11 protein-coding genes and 1 pseudogene are annotated in these 16049 nt (G+C 68.5%); 7 read left to right on the top strand and 5 right to left on the bottom strand.

What is annotated here, in order from left to right; translation table 11 throughout:
• The first annotated feature begins 57 nt into the window (after window positions 1-57).
• Window positions 58-1914 (top strand): EAL domain-containing protein, encoded by a 1857-nt coding sequence (locus ACN6O8_RS07805; RefSeq protein WP_427990484.1) that lies wholly within the window; start codon window positions 58-60, stop codon window positions 1912-1914.
• A gap of 141 nt (window positions 1915-2055) precedes the next feature.
• Here the strand turns inward: ACN6O8_RS07805 and ACN6O8_RS07800 are convergent.
• A pseudogene (locus tag ACN6O8_RS07800) lies at window positions 2056-3489 on the bottom strand (methyl-accepting chemotaxis protein); the annotation flags it as partial.
• 233 nt (window positions 3490-3722) lie between these two features.
• Between ACN6O8_RS07800 and ACN6O8_RS07795 the strand changes: the two are divergent.
• Together ACN6O8_RS07795 and ACN6O8_RS07790 are read left to right on the top strand one after the other, a co-directional pair.
• Complete coding sequence (locus ACN6O8_RS07795) at window positions 3723-4883, top strand: acyl-CoA dehydrogenase family protein (protein WP_427990483.1); 1161 nt, start codon at window positions 3723-3725, stop codon at window positions 4881-4883.
• Between the two features lie 2 nt (window positions 4884-4885).
• Window positions 4886-6250, top strand: coding sequence for an MmgE/PrpD family protein (locus ACN6O8_RS07790; protein ID WP_427990482.1), 1365 nt, complete (start codon window positions 4886-4888; stop codon window positions 6248-6250).
• 38 nt (window positions 6251-6288) lie between these two features.
• Here the strand turns inward: ACN6O8_RS07790 and rph are convergent, their stop codons facing one another.
• On the bottom strand, window positions 6289-7023 hold the full coding sequence (gene rph / locus ACN6O8_RS07785; protein WP_427990481.1) for a ribonuclease PH: 735 nt from the start codon (window positions 7021-7023) through the stop codon (window positions 6289-6291).
• Between the two features lie 178 nt (window positions 7024-7201).
• Between rph and ACN6O8_RS07780 the strand changes: the two genes are divergently transcribed.
• A complete protein-coding gene (locus ACN6O8_RS07780) occupies window positions 7202-8131 on the top strand; it encodes a YicC/YloC family endoribonuclease (RefSeq protein ID WP_427990480.1) in 930 nt (309 codons plus the stop codon).
• A gap of 76 nt (window positions 8132-8207) precedes the next feature.
• On the opposite strand, the gene ACN6O8_RS07775 is transcribed toward ACN6O8_RS07780, so the two are convergent.
• Both ACN6O8_RS07775 and ACN6O8_RS07770 read right to left on the bottom strand, forming a co-directional pair.
• Window positions 8208-9749, bottom strand: a complete 1542-nt coding sequence (locus ACN6O8_RS07775; RefSeq protein WP_427990683.1) for an amino acid permease — start codon at window positions 9747-9749, stop codon at window positions 8208-8210.
• A gap of 197 nt (window positions 9750-9946) precedes the next feature.
• Window positions 9947-11446 (bottom strand): AMP nucleosidase, encoded by a 1500-nt coding sequence (locus ACN6O8_RS07770; RefSeq protein WP_427990479.1) that lies wholly within the window; start codon window positions 11444-11446, stop codon window positions 9947-9949.
• Window positions 11447-11673: 227 nt separating this feature from the next.
• On the opposite strand from ACN6O8_RS07770, the gene ACN6O8_RS07765 reads away from it, so the two are divergent.
• The 3 genes from ACN6O8_RS07765 (at window position 11674) to ACN6O8_RS07755 (ending at window position 14974) form a co-directional block, all read left to right on the top strand.
• The gene (locus tag ACN6O8_RS07765; RefSeq protein WP_427990478.1) at window positions 11674-12021 is read left to right on the top strand and encodes a hypothetical protein; all 348 of its coding nucleotides are present in this window, start codon (window positions 11674-11676) and stop codon (window positions 12019-12021) included.
• A 59-nt stretch (window positions 12022-12080) separates the two neighbouring features.
• Window positions 12081-14168 carry a TonB-dependent receptor gene (locus ACN6O8_RS07760; RefSeq protein ID WP_427990477.1) on the top strand — a complete coding sequence of 696 codons (2088 nt, stop codon included), beginning with the start codon at window positions 12081-12083 and terminating at the stop codon, window positions 14166-14168.
• Window positions 14169-14380: 212 nt separating this feature from the next.
• A complete protein-coding gene (locus ACN6O8_RS07755) occupies window positions 14381-14974 on the top strand; it encodes a C40 family peptidase (protein ID WP_427990476.1) in 594 nt (197 codons plus the stop codon).
• Between the two features lie 160 nt (window positions 14975-15134).
• On the opposite strand, the gene ACN6O8_RS07750 is transcribed toward ACN6O8_RS07755, so the two are convergent.
• The gene (locus ACN6O8_RS07750) at window positions 15135-15905 is read right to left on the bottom strand and encodes an SDR family oxidoreductase (RefSeq protein WP_427990475.1); all 771 of its coding nucleotides are present in this window, start codon (window positions 15903-15905) and stop codon (window positions 15135-15137) included.
• Window positions 15906-16049: the final 144 nt, after the last annotated feature.

Genomic DNA, 16049 nt, shown 5'->3' with positions numbered 1-16049 from the left:
ATATTTGATGGTCAATATGGTCAATCTTGTCACTGATCGTATCTGAACGCCCCGGCGATGAACCCTCTTCACGCTTTGCACCGGCCGGTCGCGGCCCGCGCGCCTGCTCATGCCACCGGCGCCGCCGCGCCCGCCCCGGTCAGTCTGGCGGGCATCTTGCGCGAACGACTGTTGCGCCCCCGTTTCCAGCCGGTGATCGACCTGACGCACAGCCGCATCTACGGACATGAAAGCCTGATCCGTGGCCCGGTCGACACCCCCCTGCACTTTCCCGACGCCCTGTTCGCCGAAGCCCGCCGCCAGGGCTTGCACCCGCAACTGGAACTGGCGAGCTTTCGCGCGGGCGCCCAGGGCTTCAACCAGAACGCCGCGCCCGGCAAACTGTTCCTGAATCTGTCGGGCTCGGCCTTGATCCACTACTGGACGCTGTGGGGCGACGAAATGCCGCTGCGCCTGCTCAAGGATTGCACCCTGGCGCCGTCCAATATCATCGTCGAACTGACCGAACAGGATCCGCTGTCCGAGTACATGTCCACGCTCGGCAGCGCCTTCGCCTGCCTGCGCGAATACGGCATGCGGATCGCGCTGGACGACTACGGCGTCGGCAATTCGAACCTGCAACTGTGGGCCGAGATGCAGCCTGACCTGGTCAAGATCGACCGCTATTTCTTTCATGGCATCGGTCACGACGACCGCAAGCAGAACATGGTGCGCGCCATTCTCAAGGTGGCGCAATACCTGGGGACGGCCATCGTCGCCGAGGGCATCGAGACCGCCGAGGATCTGGCGGTGGTGCGCGACCTGGAGATCCGCTACGCCCAGGGCTGGCTGCTGGGCCGCCCCGACGAAGCGCTGCTGACCGAGCTGACTCCGCCGCTGCGCGATTCGCTGCGGGTGCGCACGCCCGCCCCGCTGTCGCAGCGCTCGGCCGGCGGCACCGCCGCCAGCCTGCGGGTCGAGGCGCCGGCCGCGCTGCTGAACCAGCACACCAACGACGACGTGCACCGCCTTTTCATCGAACACAAGAACCTGCACGCGGTGGCGGTGGTCGATGGCGACAACCGGCCGGTGGGCATCATCAACCGCCGTGATTTCTCCGAACACTACGCGCAGCGCTATACCCGCGAACTGTTCGGCCGCGACGCCTGCTCGACATTCATGAACGCCGAGCCGGTACTGGTCGACCTGGACGTGTCGATCGACCAGCTCAGCCACGTGCTGATCTCGGAAGACCAGCGTTACCTGATGGACGGCCTGATCATCACCCGCGACGGCCGCTACGACGGCCTGGCCACCGGCGAGACGCTGGTGCGGTCGGTGACCGAGATGCGCATCGAAGCCGCGCGCTACGCCAATCCGCTGACCTCGCTGCCCGGCAACATCCCCATCAGCCGGCACATCGCCACGCTGCTGGAGGACGCCGCCGATTTCACCATCTGCTATGGCGACCTGAACAATTTCAAGCCGTTCAACGACGTCTATGGCTACTGGCGCGGCGACGACATGATCATGCTGACCGCCGAGGTCATCAAGCGTCACTGCGATCCGCTGCGCGATTTCGTCGGCCACGTGGGCGGCGACGATTTCGTGGTGCTGCTGCGCAGTCCCGACTGGAACGCGCGCATCCAGCGCGTCATCGCCGAGTTCAACGAGCGCGCCATCGATCTGTACGACGACGCGGGCCGCCGCAACGGCGGCATCGAGGCCGAGGACCGCTACGGCGTGCCGCGCTTCTTTCCGTTCGTGACGCTGGGGGTCGGCGCCCTCACCGTCACCCCTTCCCTATGCGAGCGCATCCGCCCGGAGGACATCGCTTCGGCCGCCGCCCAGGTCAAGCACAAGGTCAAGCATGGCAACCTGTCGCTGGTGAGCGAGCGCTACAGCGGCGCCAGCCTGCCGCAGATCGCTCCCTGACGCCTGCCCGGCGATGGCCGGCGCGATCTGGAAGACAGCGACCGCGCGCTGCAGCCCCTGGGCCTGCTGTTCCAGCGCGGCCGCGGCGGCGGCGGTCTGCTCGACCATCGCGGCGTTTTCCTGGGTGGCGCGCTCGATATCGGCCACGGCGTCATTGACCGAGGCAATACCGGCGGCCTGCTCGGCGCTGGCGCTGGAGATTTCCGCCACGATCCGGGTCACCTCGTCGACCGAGGCCAGCATGTCGCGCATGGTGTCGCCGGCCAGGTGCACCTGGCGCACGCCGGCCTCGACGCGGCTGGCCGAATCCTCGATCAAGCCCTTGATTTCCTTGGCCGCCTGGGCGCTGCGCTGGGCCAGCGAGCGCACCTCGCCCGCCACCACCGCGAAGCCCTTGCCCTGCTCGCCGGCGCGGGCCGCCTCGACCGCGGCGTTCAGCGCCAGGATGTTGGTCTGAAAGGCGATGCTGTCCACCACCCCGACGATCTCGCCGATGCGGCGCGCGCTGTCGGCAATGCCCTGCATGATGGCCACCACCTGCTGCACCGCGTCCCCGCCGCGCTGGGCCAGGCGGGTGGCGCTGAGGGCCTGGCGGCTGGCCAGGTCGGCGTTGCCCGCCGTCATCCGCACCGTATGCGCCAGTTGCGTCATATTGGCCGCCGCTTCCTGCAGCGAGCCGGCCTGGCGCGCGGTGCGATCCGACATGTCGGCGCCGCCGGCGGCGATCTCGCCCGAGCCGGTGTGGATCTCTTCGACCCCATGGCGCACCGATGCCACCGCCGCCGACAGGCCGCTCTGCATGCGCCGCATGGCCGAATACAGCACGCCGATCTCGTTGTCGCCATGAACCGCGATGTGGCCGGTCAGGTCGCCGTCGGCGATGCGGTCGAAGTGGGCGCCGGCCTCGTTCAGCGGCCGCAGGATGCGGCGGCGGAAGGCCAGCCGGATCAGCACCGCCAGCACCAGCACCAAGCCCAGCACGGCCGCGGCCGCCAGCGTCACGCGCTGCATGGTCTGGCTGGCGCCGGCCACCGCGGCCTGGCCCTGCTGGCGGGCGTAGGCCTGGTAGGCATCGGCCTGCTTGACGTAGGCCGCGCCCGACAGCGGCAACACCTTGTCGGCCAGCCGGTTGACCTCGATGCCGTTCCAGCCCTTGATGGCCTTGAACATGGGCGCCAGCGTCTGGTCGGCGAAGGCGCCGTAGGCCGCCAGAACCTGGTCGAACAGCGGCGCGCCCTGCGCGCTAGTGTCGGGGTTGGCGCGCAGCCGCGCCAGGCTGGCGGCGGCCTGCCTGAGCAGCGCGTCGGCGTGGTTCAGCGACTCGTCGCGGGCTTGCTCCAGCCCGCCCTCCATGGCGGTCTTGGCGTCGGTCAGCGCGGCGCGCGCCTGGAACAAGCGGCTGGTCATGTCCGCCAGATCGCTGGCGCGCTCGATGCTGCCGCGCCCCAGCGCCTCAATGTCGGCGCGATTCTCGCGCAGCACGAAGATCCCGGCCGCCGCGGCCAGCGCGAACAACACCACAAACACCGCCAGAATGGCGGAAACCGCCGTCGTCACCCTGAGATTTTTCCGCATAGCCGTCCGTCTGTTGCAGCGCCGCATGGGCGTATTCGGGCGATTATGGGCATGCAGTTTGGCAATTTCTTGACACAACCTAGGCCCGTCCATGACGAACGGCCGTCACATCAATGCGCTTTTGCGAACAGGAACCCCGTATTAATGAATTGTGAATTGGCAGGCGCGGCCCCTTGCGGCACAGTCAATCCTGTCCCGTACCCCATTTCATTTTCGACATCGCAGCCCATCTCATGCCTCAAGCCTCCCACGCCTACCAGGACATCCGCGAAGCCGTCCGCGCCCTGTGCGCCCAGTTCCCCGCCGAGTACTTCCGCAAGGTCGATGAAGAACGCGGCTACCCCGACGCCTTCGTGCGCGCCCTGACCGAGGCCGGCTGGCTGGCGGCGCTGATTCCGCAGGAATACGGCGGCTCGGGCCTGGGCCTGACCGAAGCCTCGGTCATCATGGAAGAGATCAACCGCAGCGGCGGCAATTCCGGCGCCTGCCACGGCCAGATGTACAACATGGGCACCCTGCTGCGGCACGGCTCCGAGGCCCAGAAGCGCGAGTACCTGCCGCGCATCGCCGCCGGCGAGCTGCGGCTGCAGTCCATGGGCGTGACCGAGCCCACCACCGGCACCGACACCACCAAGATCAAGACCACCGCCGTGCGCCGCGGCGACCGCTACGTCATCAACGGCCAGAAGGTCTGGATCTCGCGGGTGCAGCATTCCGACCTGATGATCTTGCTGGCGCGCACCACGCCGCTCGATCAGGTCACGCGCAAGTCTGAAGGCATGTCGATCTTCCTGGTCGACCTGCACGAGGCGGTCAAGCACGGCATGTCGATCCGCCCGATCCCCAACATGGTCAACCACGAGACCAACGAGCTGTTCTTCGACAATCTCGAAATCCCGGCCGACAACCTGATCGGCGAGGAAGGCAAGGGTTTCAAGTACATCCTGGACGGCCTGAACGCCGAACGCACCCTGATCGCCGCCGAATGCATCGGCGACGGCTACTGGTTCGTCGACAAGGTCACCGCCTATGCCAAGGAACGCATGGTGTTCGGCCGCCCCATCGGCCAGAACCAGGGCGTGCAATTCCCCATCGCCCGCGCCCACATCAACGTCGAGGCCGCCAGCCTGATGCGCTACGAGGCCTGCCGCCTGTTCGACGCCCACGAACCGTGCGGCGCGCAGGCCAACATGGCCAAGCTGCTGGCCGCCGACGCCTCCTGGGAGGCCGCCAACGCCTGCCTGCAGTTCCATGGCGGCTTCGGCTTCGCCACCGAATACGACGTCGAGCGCAAGTTCCGCGAGACCCGCCTGTACCAGGTCGCGCCGATCTCGACCAACCTGATCCTGTCCTACGTCGCCGAACACATCCTGGGCCTGCCGCGCTCCTTCTGACCATGACCTCCGACACCTCCCACCCCAGCGCCACCCTCGCCGCCTTCGCCGCCACCCTGCGCTTGGAGGACATCCCCGCGCCGGTGCTGCGCCGCGCCGAAGACCTGCTGCTGGACTGTCTGGCCTCGATCCTGGCGGGCGCCGCGTCGCGCCCGGTGCTGGCCATCGACCGCTACGCCGCGCTCATGGGGCCGGCCGACGGCCCCAGCGAAATCCTGATCAACCGGCGCCGCACCTCGCCGGTGTTCGCCGCCATGGTCAACGCCGCCGCCGCCCACGTGGTCGAGCAGGACGACGTGCACAATGGCTCCGTGTTCCACCCGGCCGCCGTGGTGTTCCCGCCGGTGTTGGCGGTGGCCCAGGCGCTGGGCCGCTCCGGCCGCGAGCTGCTGGTGGCGGCCGTGGCCGGCTACGAGGTCGGCATCCGCGTCGGCGAATTCCTGGGCCGCTCGCATTACAAGATCTTCCACACCACCGGCACCGCCGGCACCCTGGCCGCCGCCGCGGCCACCGGCCGCCTGCTGGGCCTGTCGCCCGCGGCCATGCTGGACGCCTTTGGCTCGGCCGGCACCCAGGCCGCCGGCCTGTGGGAATTCCTGCGCGACGCGGCCGATTCCAAGCAGTTGCATACCGCCCGCGCCGCCGCCAACGGCATCGCCGCGGCCTACCTGGCGCAGGCCGGCTTCACCGGCGCGCGCCACATCCTCGAAGGCCCGCAGGGCATGGCCGCCGGCATGTCGAGCGACGCCGACCCAGCGCGCCTGACCGATGGCCTCGGCACGCGCTGGGCGCTGGCCGAGACCTCGTTCAAATTCCATGCGTCGTGCCGCCACACCCATCCGGCGGCGGATGCGCTGCAACAGGTGCTGCGCGAGCATAAGCTGGCCGAAAACGATATTGAACGGGTGATCGCGCACGTGCACCAGGGCGCCATCGACGTGCTGGGGCCGGTGGTCGATCCGCGTACCGTGCACCAGTCCAAGTTCTCGATGGGCACAGTGCTGGGCCTGATCGCCCGCCGGGGCCGCGCCGGCCTGCCTGAATTCGACGCCGCGCTGGACGATCCGGCGGTGGCCGAGTTCCGCGGGCGGGTCACGATGGAACTGGATCCGGAGGTCGACAGCGCCTATCCGCGGCGCTGGATCGGCAAGGTCACGGTGCATACCCGCGATGGCCGCGTGCTGCATGGCCGCGTCGACGAGCCCAAGGGCGACCCCGGCAATACGCTGTCGCGCGACGAGATCGAGGCCAAGACGCTCAGCCTGGGCCGCTATGCCGACGCCGCCACCGAGGCCGAACTGCGCGGCCTGATCGGCGCGGTCTGGAACCTGGAGCGGGCCGAGCGGATCGGCGCCCTGCTGGGCTGACAACCGGCCGCGGGCCGGCGGCGCCCGCTTCTGGTGTCTTACGCCAGCGCTGCGCGCTGCGCCCGCACCAGGCCGGCGATGCCGCTTTCGGCCAGGCCCAGCATCGCGTCCAGCTGGGCGCGCGTGAAGGTTGCGCCCTCGCCCGTGCCCTGCACTTCCACAAACGCGCCGCCGCCCGTCATGATGACGTTGACGTCGGCGTCGCAGGCCGAGTCTTCCTCGTAGTCCAGGTCCAGCACCGCACGGCCCTGCACCAGCCCGACCGACACCGCCGCGACCGCGTCGCGGATCGGGTTGACCGCCAGGTCGCCGCGCTGCATCAGCAACGCGACCGCGTCGGCGGCCGCTACCCAGGCGCCGGTGATGCTGGCGCAACGCGTGCCGCCGTCGGCCTGCAGCACGTCGCAATCCAGGTGCAGCGTGCGCTCGCCCAGCGCGCGCATGTCGAACACCGCGCGCAGGCTGCGGCCGATCAGGCGCTGGATCTCCTGGGTGCGGCCGCTCTGCTTGCCGCGCGCGGCCTCGCGGTCGCCACGGGTGTGAGTGGCGCGCGGCAGCATGCCGTATTCGGCGGTGACCCAACCTTCGCCCTTGCCCTTGAGGAAGGGCGGCACCTTTTCCAGCACGCTGGCGGTGCACAGCACGTGGGTGTTGCCGGCCTTGACCAGCACCGAACCTTCAGCGTAGCGCGTGAACCCGCGCTCCAGGCTGAACGGCCGCAGTTGGTCGACGGCGCGGCCCGACGGGCGGGCGATGGTGGTGGCAGATGTCATGGCAAGGCTCCAATCAGATTCGGTTGGCGGCATTGTACGGGCTGCGGTCGCGGCCCCGCCCGGGTTTGGAGTATCCTGCCGCGATACACGGGTTGCATGTACCCGCTCGCGTCCGCGCGTGACGGACGGGCGGAACCGGCGCGGCCCGATCCAAAACAAGCAACAGGATAGGTACACCATGATTCGCAGCATGACCGCCTTCGGCAACGCCCGGGCAGACCTGGAACAAGGCACGCTCGCGCTGGAACTGCGCAGCGTCAACAGCCGCTTCCTCGACCTCTATTTCCGCCTGCCCGACGAGCTGCGCCACGTCGAGACGCCGCTGCGCGAACTGCTGACGGCGCAACTGGCGCGCGGCAAGGTCGAAATCCGGGTGTCCTACACGCGCAACGTCAGCACCGACCTGTCCAAACTGGAACCGGCCTGGCTTGAAACGCTGGCCGAGCAGTTGCAGGCCGCGCGCCGCGTCCTGCCCGACATCGCCGCGCCGCGCCTGGTCGAGCTGTTCAACTGGCCCGGACAGCGCGCCAACGACGCCCTCGACCCGCAGGTGTGGGGGGCGGCCTGCATGCAGGCCGCCCAGGAAGCGCTCAAGCAATTGCAGGATGGCCGCGCGCGCGAAGGCGAACGCCTGGCCGGCATGATGCGCGAGTGCGCCGATGGCGTGGCGGCCATCGTCGATCAGGTGCAGAACCATCTGCCGCAACTGCTCGCCGACCACCGCGACAAGCTTGCCGCCAAGCTGCGCGAGAGTGTTGAAGCGGCCTTCCCTGGCGGCTTCACGCATATCTCCGGCGCCGAGCTGTCCGAGCGGCTGTCGCAGGAAGCCAATCTGTTCGCGTTGCGCATCGACGTCGCCGAAGAACTGTCGCGGCTGCGCTCGCACCTGGAGGAACTGCGCCATCTGTTGACCGACGGCGGCGGCAAGGCGACGGGCAAGAAGAATGCCGGCAGCGCCGGCAAGCGCCTGGACTTCCTGTTCCAGGAAATGAACCGCGAAGCCAATACGCTGGGCTCCAAGGCTGGCAGCATGGAAGTGACCCGCGCCGCCATGGATCTGAAACTGTTGATCGAACAGATGCGCGAGCAGGCGCAGAACATCGAGTGAGCGCAATGCGCCAGGCCGCCGCATTGCCGCGACGGCCTGGTGTGCCGGCCGACAGCCGCGCCAGACCGCGGCTTTTTTATCGTCCGCCGCCACCCGGCGCGGGCGCGGCGGCCGTCTCCGCGCCGACCGTGGCGTGTTCCCCGCGCAGGGCCGAATCCAGGTAGGCGCTGCGCGCCCGCGCATCGGGGAAGGTCATGTCCTTGTAGCTGACGAAGCGCGAACCCTTGACCAGGCGGTAGCCCAGCCAGATCAGCAGGAACAGCGGAATGCCGATATAGGTGGCGGCCACGCCGCCCCAATCGATGCGCTGCTCCAGGAAGGCCTGGTAGTTCTGGCCCAGCGTGATGATCAGGCACAGCACGAAAGCGAAGATCGGCCCGAACGGGAAGAACGGCGACACATAGGGCAGATCCGCCAGATTGCGGCCCTGCTTGACGTAGCCGCGGCGGAAGCGGTAGTGGCTGATGGCGATGCCCAGCCAGGCGATGAAGCCGGTCATGCCCGAGGTGTTCAGCAGCCAGATGTAGACCGCCTTGGGACTGAAGATGAACGAGAAGAAGCACAGCGCCGCCACCACCGTGGTGGCCAGCAGCGCCCACAGCGGCACGCCGTTGCGCGCCACCCGGCCGAAAATACGCGGCGCCTTGCCATCGCGCGCCAGGCTGTAGAGCATGCGCGTGGCCGCGTACATGCCCGAGTTGCCGGCCGACAATACCGAGGTCAGCACCACCGCGTTCATGATCGAGGCCGCCGCCAGCAGGCCGGCGCGCTCGAAAATCAGCGCGAACGGGCTGACGCTGACGTCGGTGACATCGTTGCGCAGCAGGTGCGGATCGGTATAGGGAATCAGCAGGCCGATCACCAGGATCGCCATCACGTAGAACAGCAGGATGCGCCAGAACACCTGGCGCACGGCGCGCGGCAGGTTGCGCGCGGGGTCCTTGGATTCGCCGGCGGCGATGCCGATGAGTTCGGTGCCCTGGAACGAGAAGCCCACCACCATGGCCACCCCGATCAGTGCCGCGAAACCGCCGGCGAACGGCGCGTCGCCCACCGTCCAGTTGGCCACGCCGCCGCCCTCGCCGCCGCGGATGATGCCCAACAGCATCATCACGCCCATGGCGACAAAGGCCAGCACGGCAACCACCTTGATCAGCGCGAACCAGAACTCGGCTTCGCCGAAGCCGCGCGCCGACAGCGCGTTCAGGCCGACGGTGATGGCCAGGAACAAGGCGCTCCAGTACACGCCCGGCACGTCGGGAAACCAGTACGCCATCACCAATTGCGCGGCCACCAGGTCCACCGCCACCGTGACGGCCCAGTTGTACCAGTAGTTCCAGCCCAGCGCGAAACCGAATCCGTCTTCGACGTAGCGCGCGCCGTAGGTCGAGAACGAGCCCGACACCGGCATGGCGGCGGCCAGCTCGCCCAGGCTGGTCATGAGGAAATAGACCATCACGCCGATCAGCACATAACCCAGCAGCGCGCCGCCCGGGCCGGCCTGGGCGATGGTGGCGCCGGAGGCCACGAACAAGCCGGTGCCGATGGAGCCGCCCACCGCGATCATCGTCAGGTGGCGCGCCGACAGGGCGCGGCGCAATTCGGACGGTTCTGCCATCTCCTTCTTGCCGCCGCCGCGGTGCTGGTCGTGTTCCGTCAATGCCAAAGTCGTGTTCCTTCAGAGCGAAAAAGCCCCCGCGGATTGTGCCCCCGGGCGCCATGGGATTTCCAGGCAACGCGCGAGCATAGCGCAACTGCCCCCGGCCGTGGGGCCGGCGAGGATCCGTCCCCGCCCGCGTGAGCCCCGCTCTGGGCCTATTGGAACGCCGTTTCCATGAAGGTGCGCAACTTGCGCGAATGCAGCCGCTCGGGCGGCATGCCGCGCAGGCGCTCCAGGGCCCGGATGCCGATCTCCAGGTGCTGGTTGACCTGGCGGCGATAGAACGCGCTGGCCATGCCCGGCAGCTTCAGTTCGCCGTGTAGCGGCTTGTCCGACACGCACAGCAAGGTGCCGTACGGCACGCGGAAACGGAAGCCATTGGCGGCAATGGTGGCCGATTCCATGTCGAGCGCGATGGCGCGCGACTGCGCGAAGCGCTCGACCAGCTCGACGTGGTCGCGCAATTCCCAGTTGCGGTTGTCGATCGTGGCCACGGTGCCGGTGCGCATGATGCGCTTCAGATCCCAGCCCGACAACCCGGCGACCTCTTCCACCGCCTGTTCCAGCGCCACCTGCACTTCGGCCAGGGCCGGCACCGGCACCCAGGTGGGCAGGTCGTCGTCGAGCACGTGGTCCTCGCGCACGTAGCCATGAGCCAGCACGTAGTCGCCCAGCCGTTGCGAATCGCGCAGGCCGGCGCAATGGCCCAGCATCAGCCAGGCGTGCGGACGCAGCACGGCGATGTGGTCGGTGATGGTCTTGGCATTGGACGGGCCCACGCCGATGTTGACCAGCGTGATGCCGGAATGGTCGCCGCGCACCAGATGGTAAGCCGGCATCTGCGGCAGGCGCTGGGCGTGGCCCTCTTCGGCCGGGCCGGACTCGCCGCGGCGCGTGATGCGGTTGCCCGGCTCCACCAGCATCTCATAATCCTCGTTGCCGCTGGCCATCAGCGCGCGGGCGCGGGCACAGAACTCGTCAACGTAGAACTGGTAATTGGTGAACAGCACGAAATTCTGGAAATGCGCCGGCGCCGTCGCGGTGTAGTGCTGCAGGCGGTGCAGCGAATAATCCACCCGCTGCGCCGTGAAGGGGGCCAGCGGCTTGGGCTCGCCGTCCTTGCCGCGCCACGTACCGTTGACGATGGCATCGTCGGTCACGGCCAGGTCCGGCACATCGAACAGGTCGCGCAGGGGACGCTTCAACGCCTCCAGGTGCTCGCCTTCGACATACGCGCCCTCGGGGAAAGCGAAGTGCAGCGGAATCGGCGAATCCGATTCGCCCACTTCCACCGCCACGCGATGGTTCTGCAGCAACTGGCCGACCTGCTCGATCAGGTAGTCACGGAACAGCGTAGGCTGGGTGATGGTGGTCTGGTAGACGCCGGGCTCGGCCACGTGGCCGTAGGACAGGCGGGTATCGATCGGGTCGTAGGTCTCGACCCGCATGCGGATGGCGGGATAGTAGGCGCGGGCGCGCTCGCGGCCGCTGCCGGCGCCTTTCAGGACCTCGCGGAAGGCGGCGCGCAGGAAGGCCGTGTTGCGCGCGTAGATCTCGACCAGCCGGTCAACCGCCGCCACCGCGTCGTGGCAGGGCTCGAAAGGAATCGCCTCGGGCCGGTTCATCGAGGACAGGGGGTGTACTGCATTCATCATTGCGCTTGACTCCGCATTCTTCTGGTCCTGCTTTCTTATGGTCTTGTTTTCAGCGGCCGCTCCCGGCGTACGGGTTGGGGCCGCCGATGCCGACGATTATGCCCGAGCGTCGGACTTGATGAAGTGTCATCTTCCCCCGCGGGTGCCCGCGGCTGGGCGCGAACCCGCATCGCCATCGATATAGAAACAATATATCATTCCGTTTTTTCGCATTTTCCCGTTGCCTCATGCCGCCGGCCCAACGCCTCCGCCCTGCTCCCCGCCTCGCCCGATGGGCGGCGCTGGGCTGGCTGTGCGCCTGCCTGCTCTGGGCGCCGCCGGGCGGCCTGCGCCACGCGCTGTCGCACCTGCCGGGCGCGCCCGTCTCCAGCCAGGACGACGCCCACCCGCAGGACAAGCTGGGACACTGCGACCTGTGCCACCTCTGGGATCTGCTGGACGCCACGCTCCCGGCCTCCTTCGTCCCGCCGACCGGCCACGCGCCGCGCCTCGCGCCGCCCGCGCCGGCCCCGCGCGGCACCGCCATCGCCGTCCTGCCCTGGTTCCAATCGCGCGCCCCGCCTGCCACGGCCTGAAATCCCGCCCCCCGATTTCAACCGCCGCCGCCCGCCGGCCGGCAACCAGGACTGTCGCCATGTCTTTTGCCTCTTCCCACGCGGGGACGCGTTCGTCCTCGCGCGCTTTCTGCCTGAGCCCGCTCGCTCTTGCCTGCCTGCTCGCCGTGCCGCAAGCGGCCCGCGCCCAGGCCGCCCCCGACGCGCCGACGCTGTCGCCCGTCATCATCACCGCCAATCCGCTGGGCAGCGAGGCGCTGGCCTCGCCGTCGACCGTGGTGCAAGGCACCGGCCTGGATCTGCGACGCGCCTCGAACCTGGGCGAAACGCTCAACGGCCTGCCCGGCGTGTCCACCACCACCTACGGCCCGATGGTCGGCCGCCCCATCATCCGTGGCATGGACGGCGACCGCATCCGCCTGCTGAACAACGGCGTCGGCGCGCTCGACGCCTCTGCGCTGTCGTTCGACCACGCCGTGCCGCAGGATCCACTCGCCACCAACCGGGTCGAAATCCTGCGCGGCCCGGCCGCCCTGCTGTATGGCGGCAGCGCCATAGGCGGCGTGGTCAACACCATCGACAACCGCATCCCCACCGAAGCCATCGACGGCATCCACGGCGACGTCGCCGGCAGCTATGGCGGCGCCAACAACGACCGCAACGGCGCCATCCAGCTTGAGGGCGGCGACGGCACCTTCGCCATCCACGCCGACGCCTTCAGCCGCAAGACCGGCGACCTGCGCATTCCCGGCTACGCCCGCACCGCGCAGCAACGCGCGGCCGACGGCCCCGACCGGGCCCAGCCGCGCGGCACCCTGCCCAACAGCGATGGCCAGGCCAGCGGCGGCGCGCTCGGCATGTCCTGGACGGGCGACCGCGGCTATGCCGGCCTGTCCTACAGCGGCTACGACTCGAACTATGGTTCGGTGGCCGAGCCGGACGTGCGCATCAAGATGCGCCAGGAACGCTTCGGCTTCGCCAGCGAGCTGCGCGAGCTGGACGGCCTGTTCACCAGCGTCAAACTGAACTTCGCCTATACCGACTACCAACACAAGGAAATCGAGGACGGCGAGACCGGCACGATCTTCAAGAACCGCGGCTACGAGGCCCGTATCGAGGCGCGCCACGCCGACATCGGCCCGCTGCGCGGCGTGGTCGGCCTGCAACTGGGCCAGACGCGTTTCTCGGCGCTCGGCGAGGAAGCCCTGGTGCCCACCACCGACACCGATGCCGCCGCGCTGTTCGCGCTGGAGGAGTGGAAAATCAACGACCGCCTCACGCTGAGCGCGGGCGCGCGCGCCGATCACACCCGCCTGACCCCGGGCGGCGGCGGCAACGAACGCTTCGACGGTTCCAAGCGCCGCGCCTTCACCGCCGGCAGCTTCTCGCTGGGCGGCATCTACAAGCTGGACAGCGCCTGGTCGGTGGCCGCCAACACCGCCTACACCGAGCGCGCGCCCACCTTCTACGAGCTGTACGCCAACGGCCCGCACGCCGCCACCGGCCAATACCTGGTGGGCGACCAGAATCTGGCCAAGGAACGCGCCTGGTCCGGCGACCTGTCGCTGCGCTACAAGCAGGGCGCCGACAGCGCCAGCGTCGGCGTGTTCTACAGCCGCTTCTCCAACTACCTGGCCGAAATGAACACCGGCCGATTCCGCAATGACGACGGCGACCTGATCGCGGCCGGCGACGACGGCGCCCTGCCGGAGGCCCGCTACCAGGGCGTGTCCGCGCGCCTGTACGGCGTGGAAGCGGAAAGCAGCACGCGCTTGCTGCAAGCGGGCGGCCACAAGCTCGACTTGGGCCTGTCGGGCGACTACACCGTGGCCCGCAACAGCGACACCGGCCGCTCGCTGCCGCGCATCCCGCCGCTGCGCCTGCGCCTGGCGCTGGACTACGGCTACGGCCCCTACAGCGCCGGCATCAGCGTGTCCAAGGCCTTCGCCCAGCACAGCCGGCCGGACAACGACACCGCCACCCCCGGCTACTACAGCCTGGACGCCAACGCCGGCTACCGCTTCAAAGTCGCGGCCGTGCAATGGCAGGCCTATGTGCGCGGCATCAACCTGACCAACCAGGACATCCGCTACGCCACTTCGGTGCTGCGCGACGTCGCCCCCGAAGGCGGCCGCGCCGCGATGGTCGGCCTGCGCGGCAGTTTCTGAGCCTGACGCCCGGCGCCCGTTACCTTTTCCCGACCGGACGAGGTAACGGGCGGGCCGCCAGAATGCTGCATAGCACTACAAATGTAATGAAACTTTATTCCATTACAATGCGATGGCAGTTTGTGAAGCTCAAGCCTCCCCTGCCCCCTTTCCGCCGGCTTGTTCCCCCGGGACAAAGCCATGCCGCCCACTCCGATTCCTGAAGTGACGTAATGACGCCGCCTACGCGAAAAGCCCGCTTTGCCTTTTTCCGCCTTCCCGCTTTGCTGTCAGCGCCCCTGCTGGCCCTGACCTTCTCCTGGTTACCCGGCGCCGCTCAGGCGTCGATCCCCGCCGAGCAAGCCCGCGCCTCGCTGTCGGGCCTGCGCCTGGCGCAGGAACCCACCGTGCCCACCCTGCGCGAACGCGTGGTGCAAGCCGGCCTGGCCGCCATCGGCACGCCCTACAGCTGGGGCGGCGACGACGCCGCCGATGGCTTCGATTGCAGCGGCCTGGTGCTGTACGTGTACCGCGAGATCGCCGGCCTGGAGTTGCCGCGCACCGCGCGCCAGCAGCGCACCCAGGGCGACACCGTGAGCAACAAAAAACAGCTCAAGCCCGGCGACCTGGTGTTCTTCGCCACGCGCGGCCGCGGCATCACCTCGCACGTGGGTATCTACATCGGCCAGGACAAGTTCGTGCACGCGCCGCGCCGTGGCGCCAAGGTACGCGTGGACGAAATGAAGAACCCGTATTGGGCCAAGCGCTACCTCGGCGCGCGCAGCTACATCGATACGCCGAAGGGCCAGATGCTGGCGCAAAAGTAGATAGGCCCCCACGCCGCGCGCTACGCGCTTGCTGCCCCCCGAGGGGGCGGCCCCGCCTTGGGACGGCCCGGCGGCGGCGCGGCAGCCGCTGCGGACGGAATGCCACTTCAAAACGAAAAAGCGCCCTTGGGCGCTTTTTCGTTGCCTGCGAATAGCCCGTTCAGCCGCGTCCGACGAACGGCATGTTGGTGGCCATGATCGTCATGAACTGGACGTTGGCTTCGAGCGGCAAACGCGCCATGGCGGCGACCGCCTGGGCGACGTGGGCCACATCCATGCGCGGCTCCACCTTGGTGCTGCCGTCGGCCTGCAGGATGCCGGCAGCCATGCGCTCGGTCATCTCGGTGGCGGCATTGCCGATGTCGATCTGGCCGCAGGCGATATGGTACGGACGGCAATCGAGCGAAATCGATTTGGTCAACCCGGTGACGGCGTGTTTGGTGGCGGTATAGGCGATCGAGAACGGCCGCGGCGCGTGGGCCGAAATCGAGCCATTGTTAATGATGCGGCCGCCTTGCGGAGTTTGCGCCTTCATGACGCGGATCGCGGCCTGCGCGCACAGGAACATGCCCGTCAGGTTGGTATCGACCACGTCGCGCCAGACCGCCACCGGCAGTTCCTCGATCGGCATCGCCGGCGCGCCGCGGCCGGCGTTGTTGAACAGCACATCGAGCCGGCCGTATTCACGTTGGGTGGTGTCAAACAGCTCACGCACCGCCTGTTCGTCGCAGACATCGGTGGGCACCACCAGCGCCCGCACACCATCCTCGCCCGCCGCCGTGCGCGTGGCTTCTAGCGGCTCGCGCCGGCGGCCGGCCAGCACCACGCGATAGCCTTGCGCCAGGAACTCCAGCGCCACCGCGCGGCCAATGCCGGTGCCGGCGCCGGTGACCAGCGCAACGCGTGGAGGGTCGATCTCGTTCGTGTGCATCGGATGCTCCTTGTTATCTGTCGGCGAAATGCTACCCGAATCATTCTGGGCGTGCTGCAAGCGAACGTTCCATTCGCGACTTGCGGCTTACCGTCACGGCGCCCATCGTGCGGTCGCGGCCTGTTTCCGCGCAAATCCGTCACG

This window comes from Achromobacter sp., from assembly GCF_050285565.1.
GTDB lineage: Bacteria > Pseudomonadota > Gammaproteobacteria > Burkholderiales > Burkholderiaceae_B > Achromobacter.
Note: the sequence above shows the minus strand (reverse complement) of the source record. Positions and strands in the feature narration are given on the sequence as shown.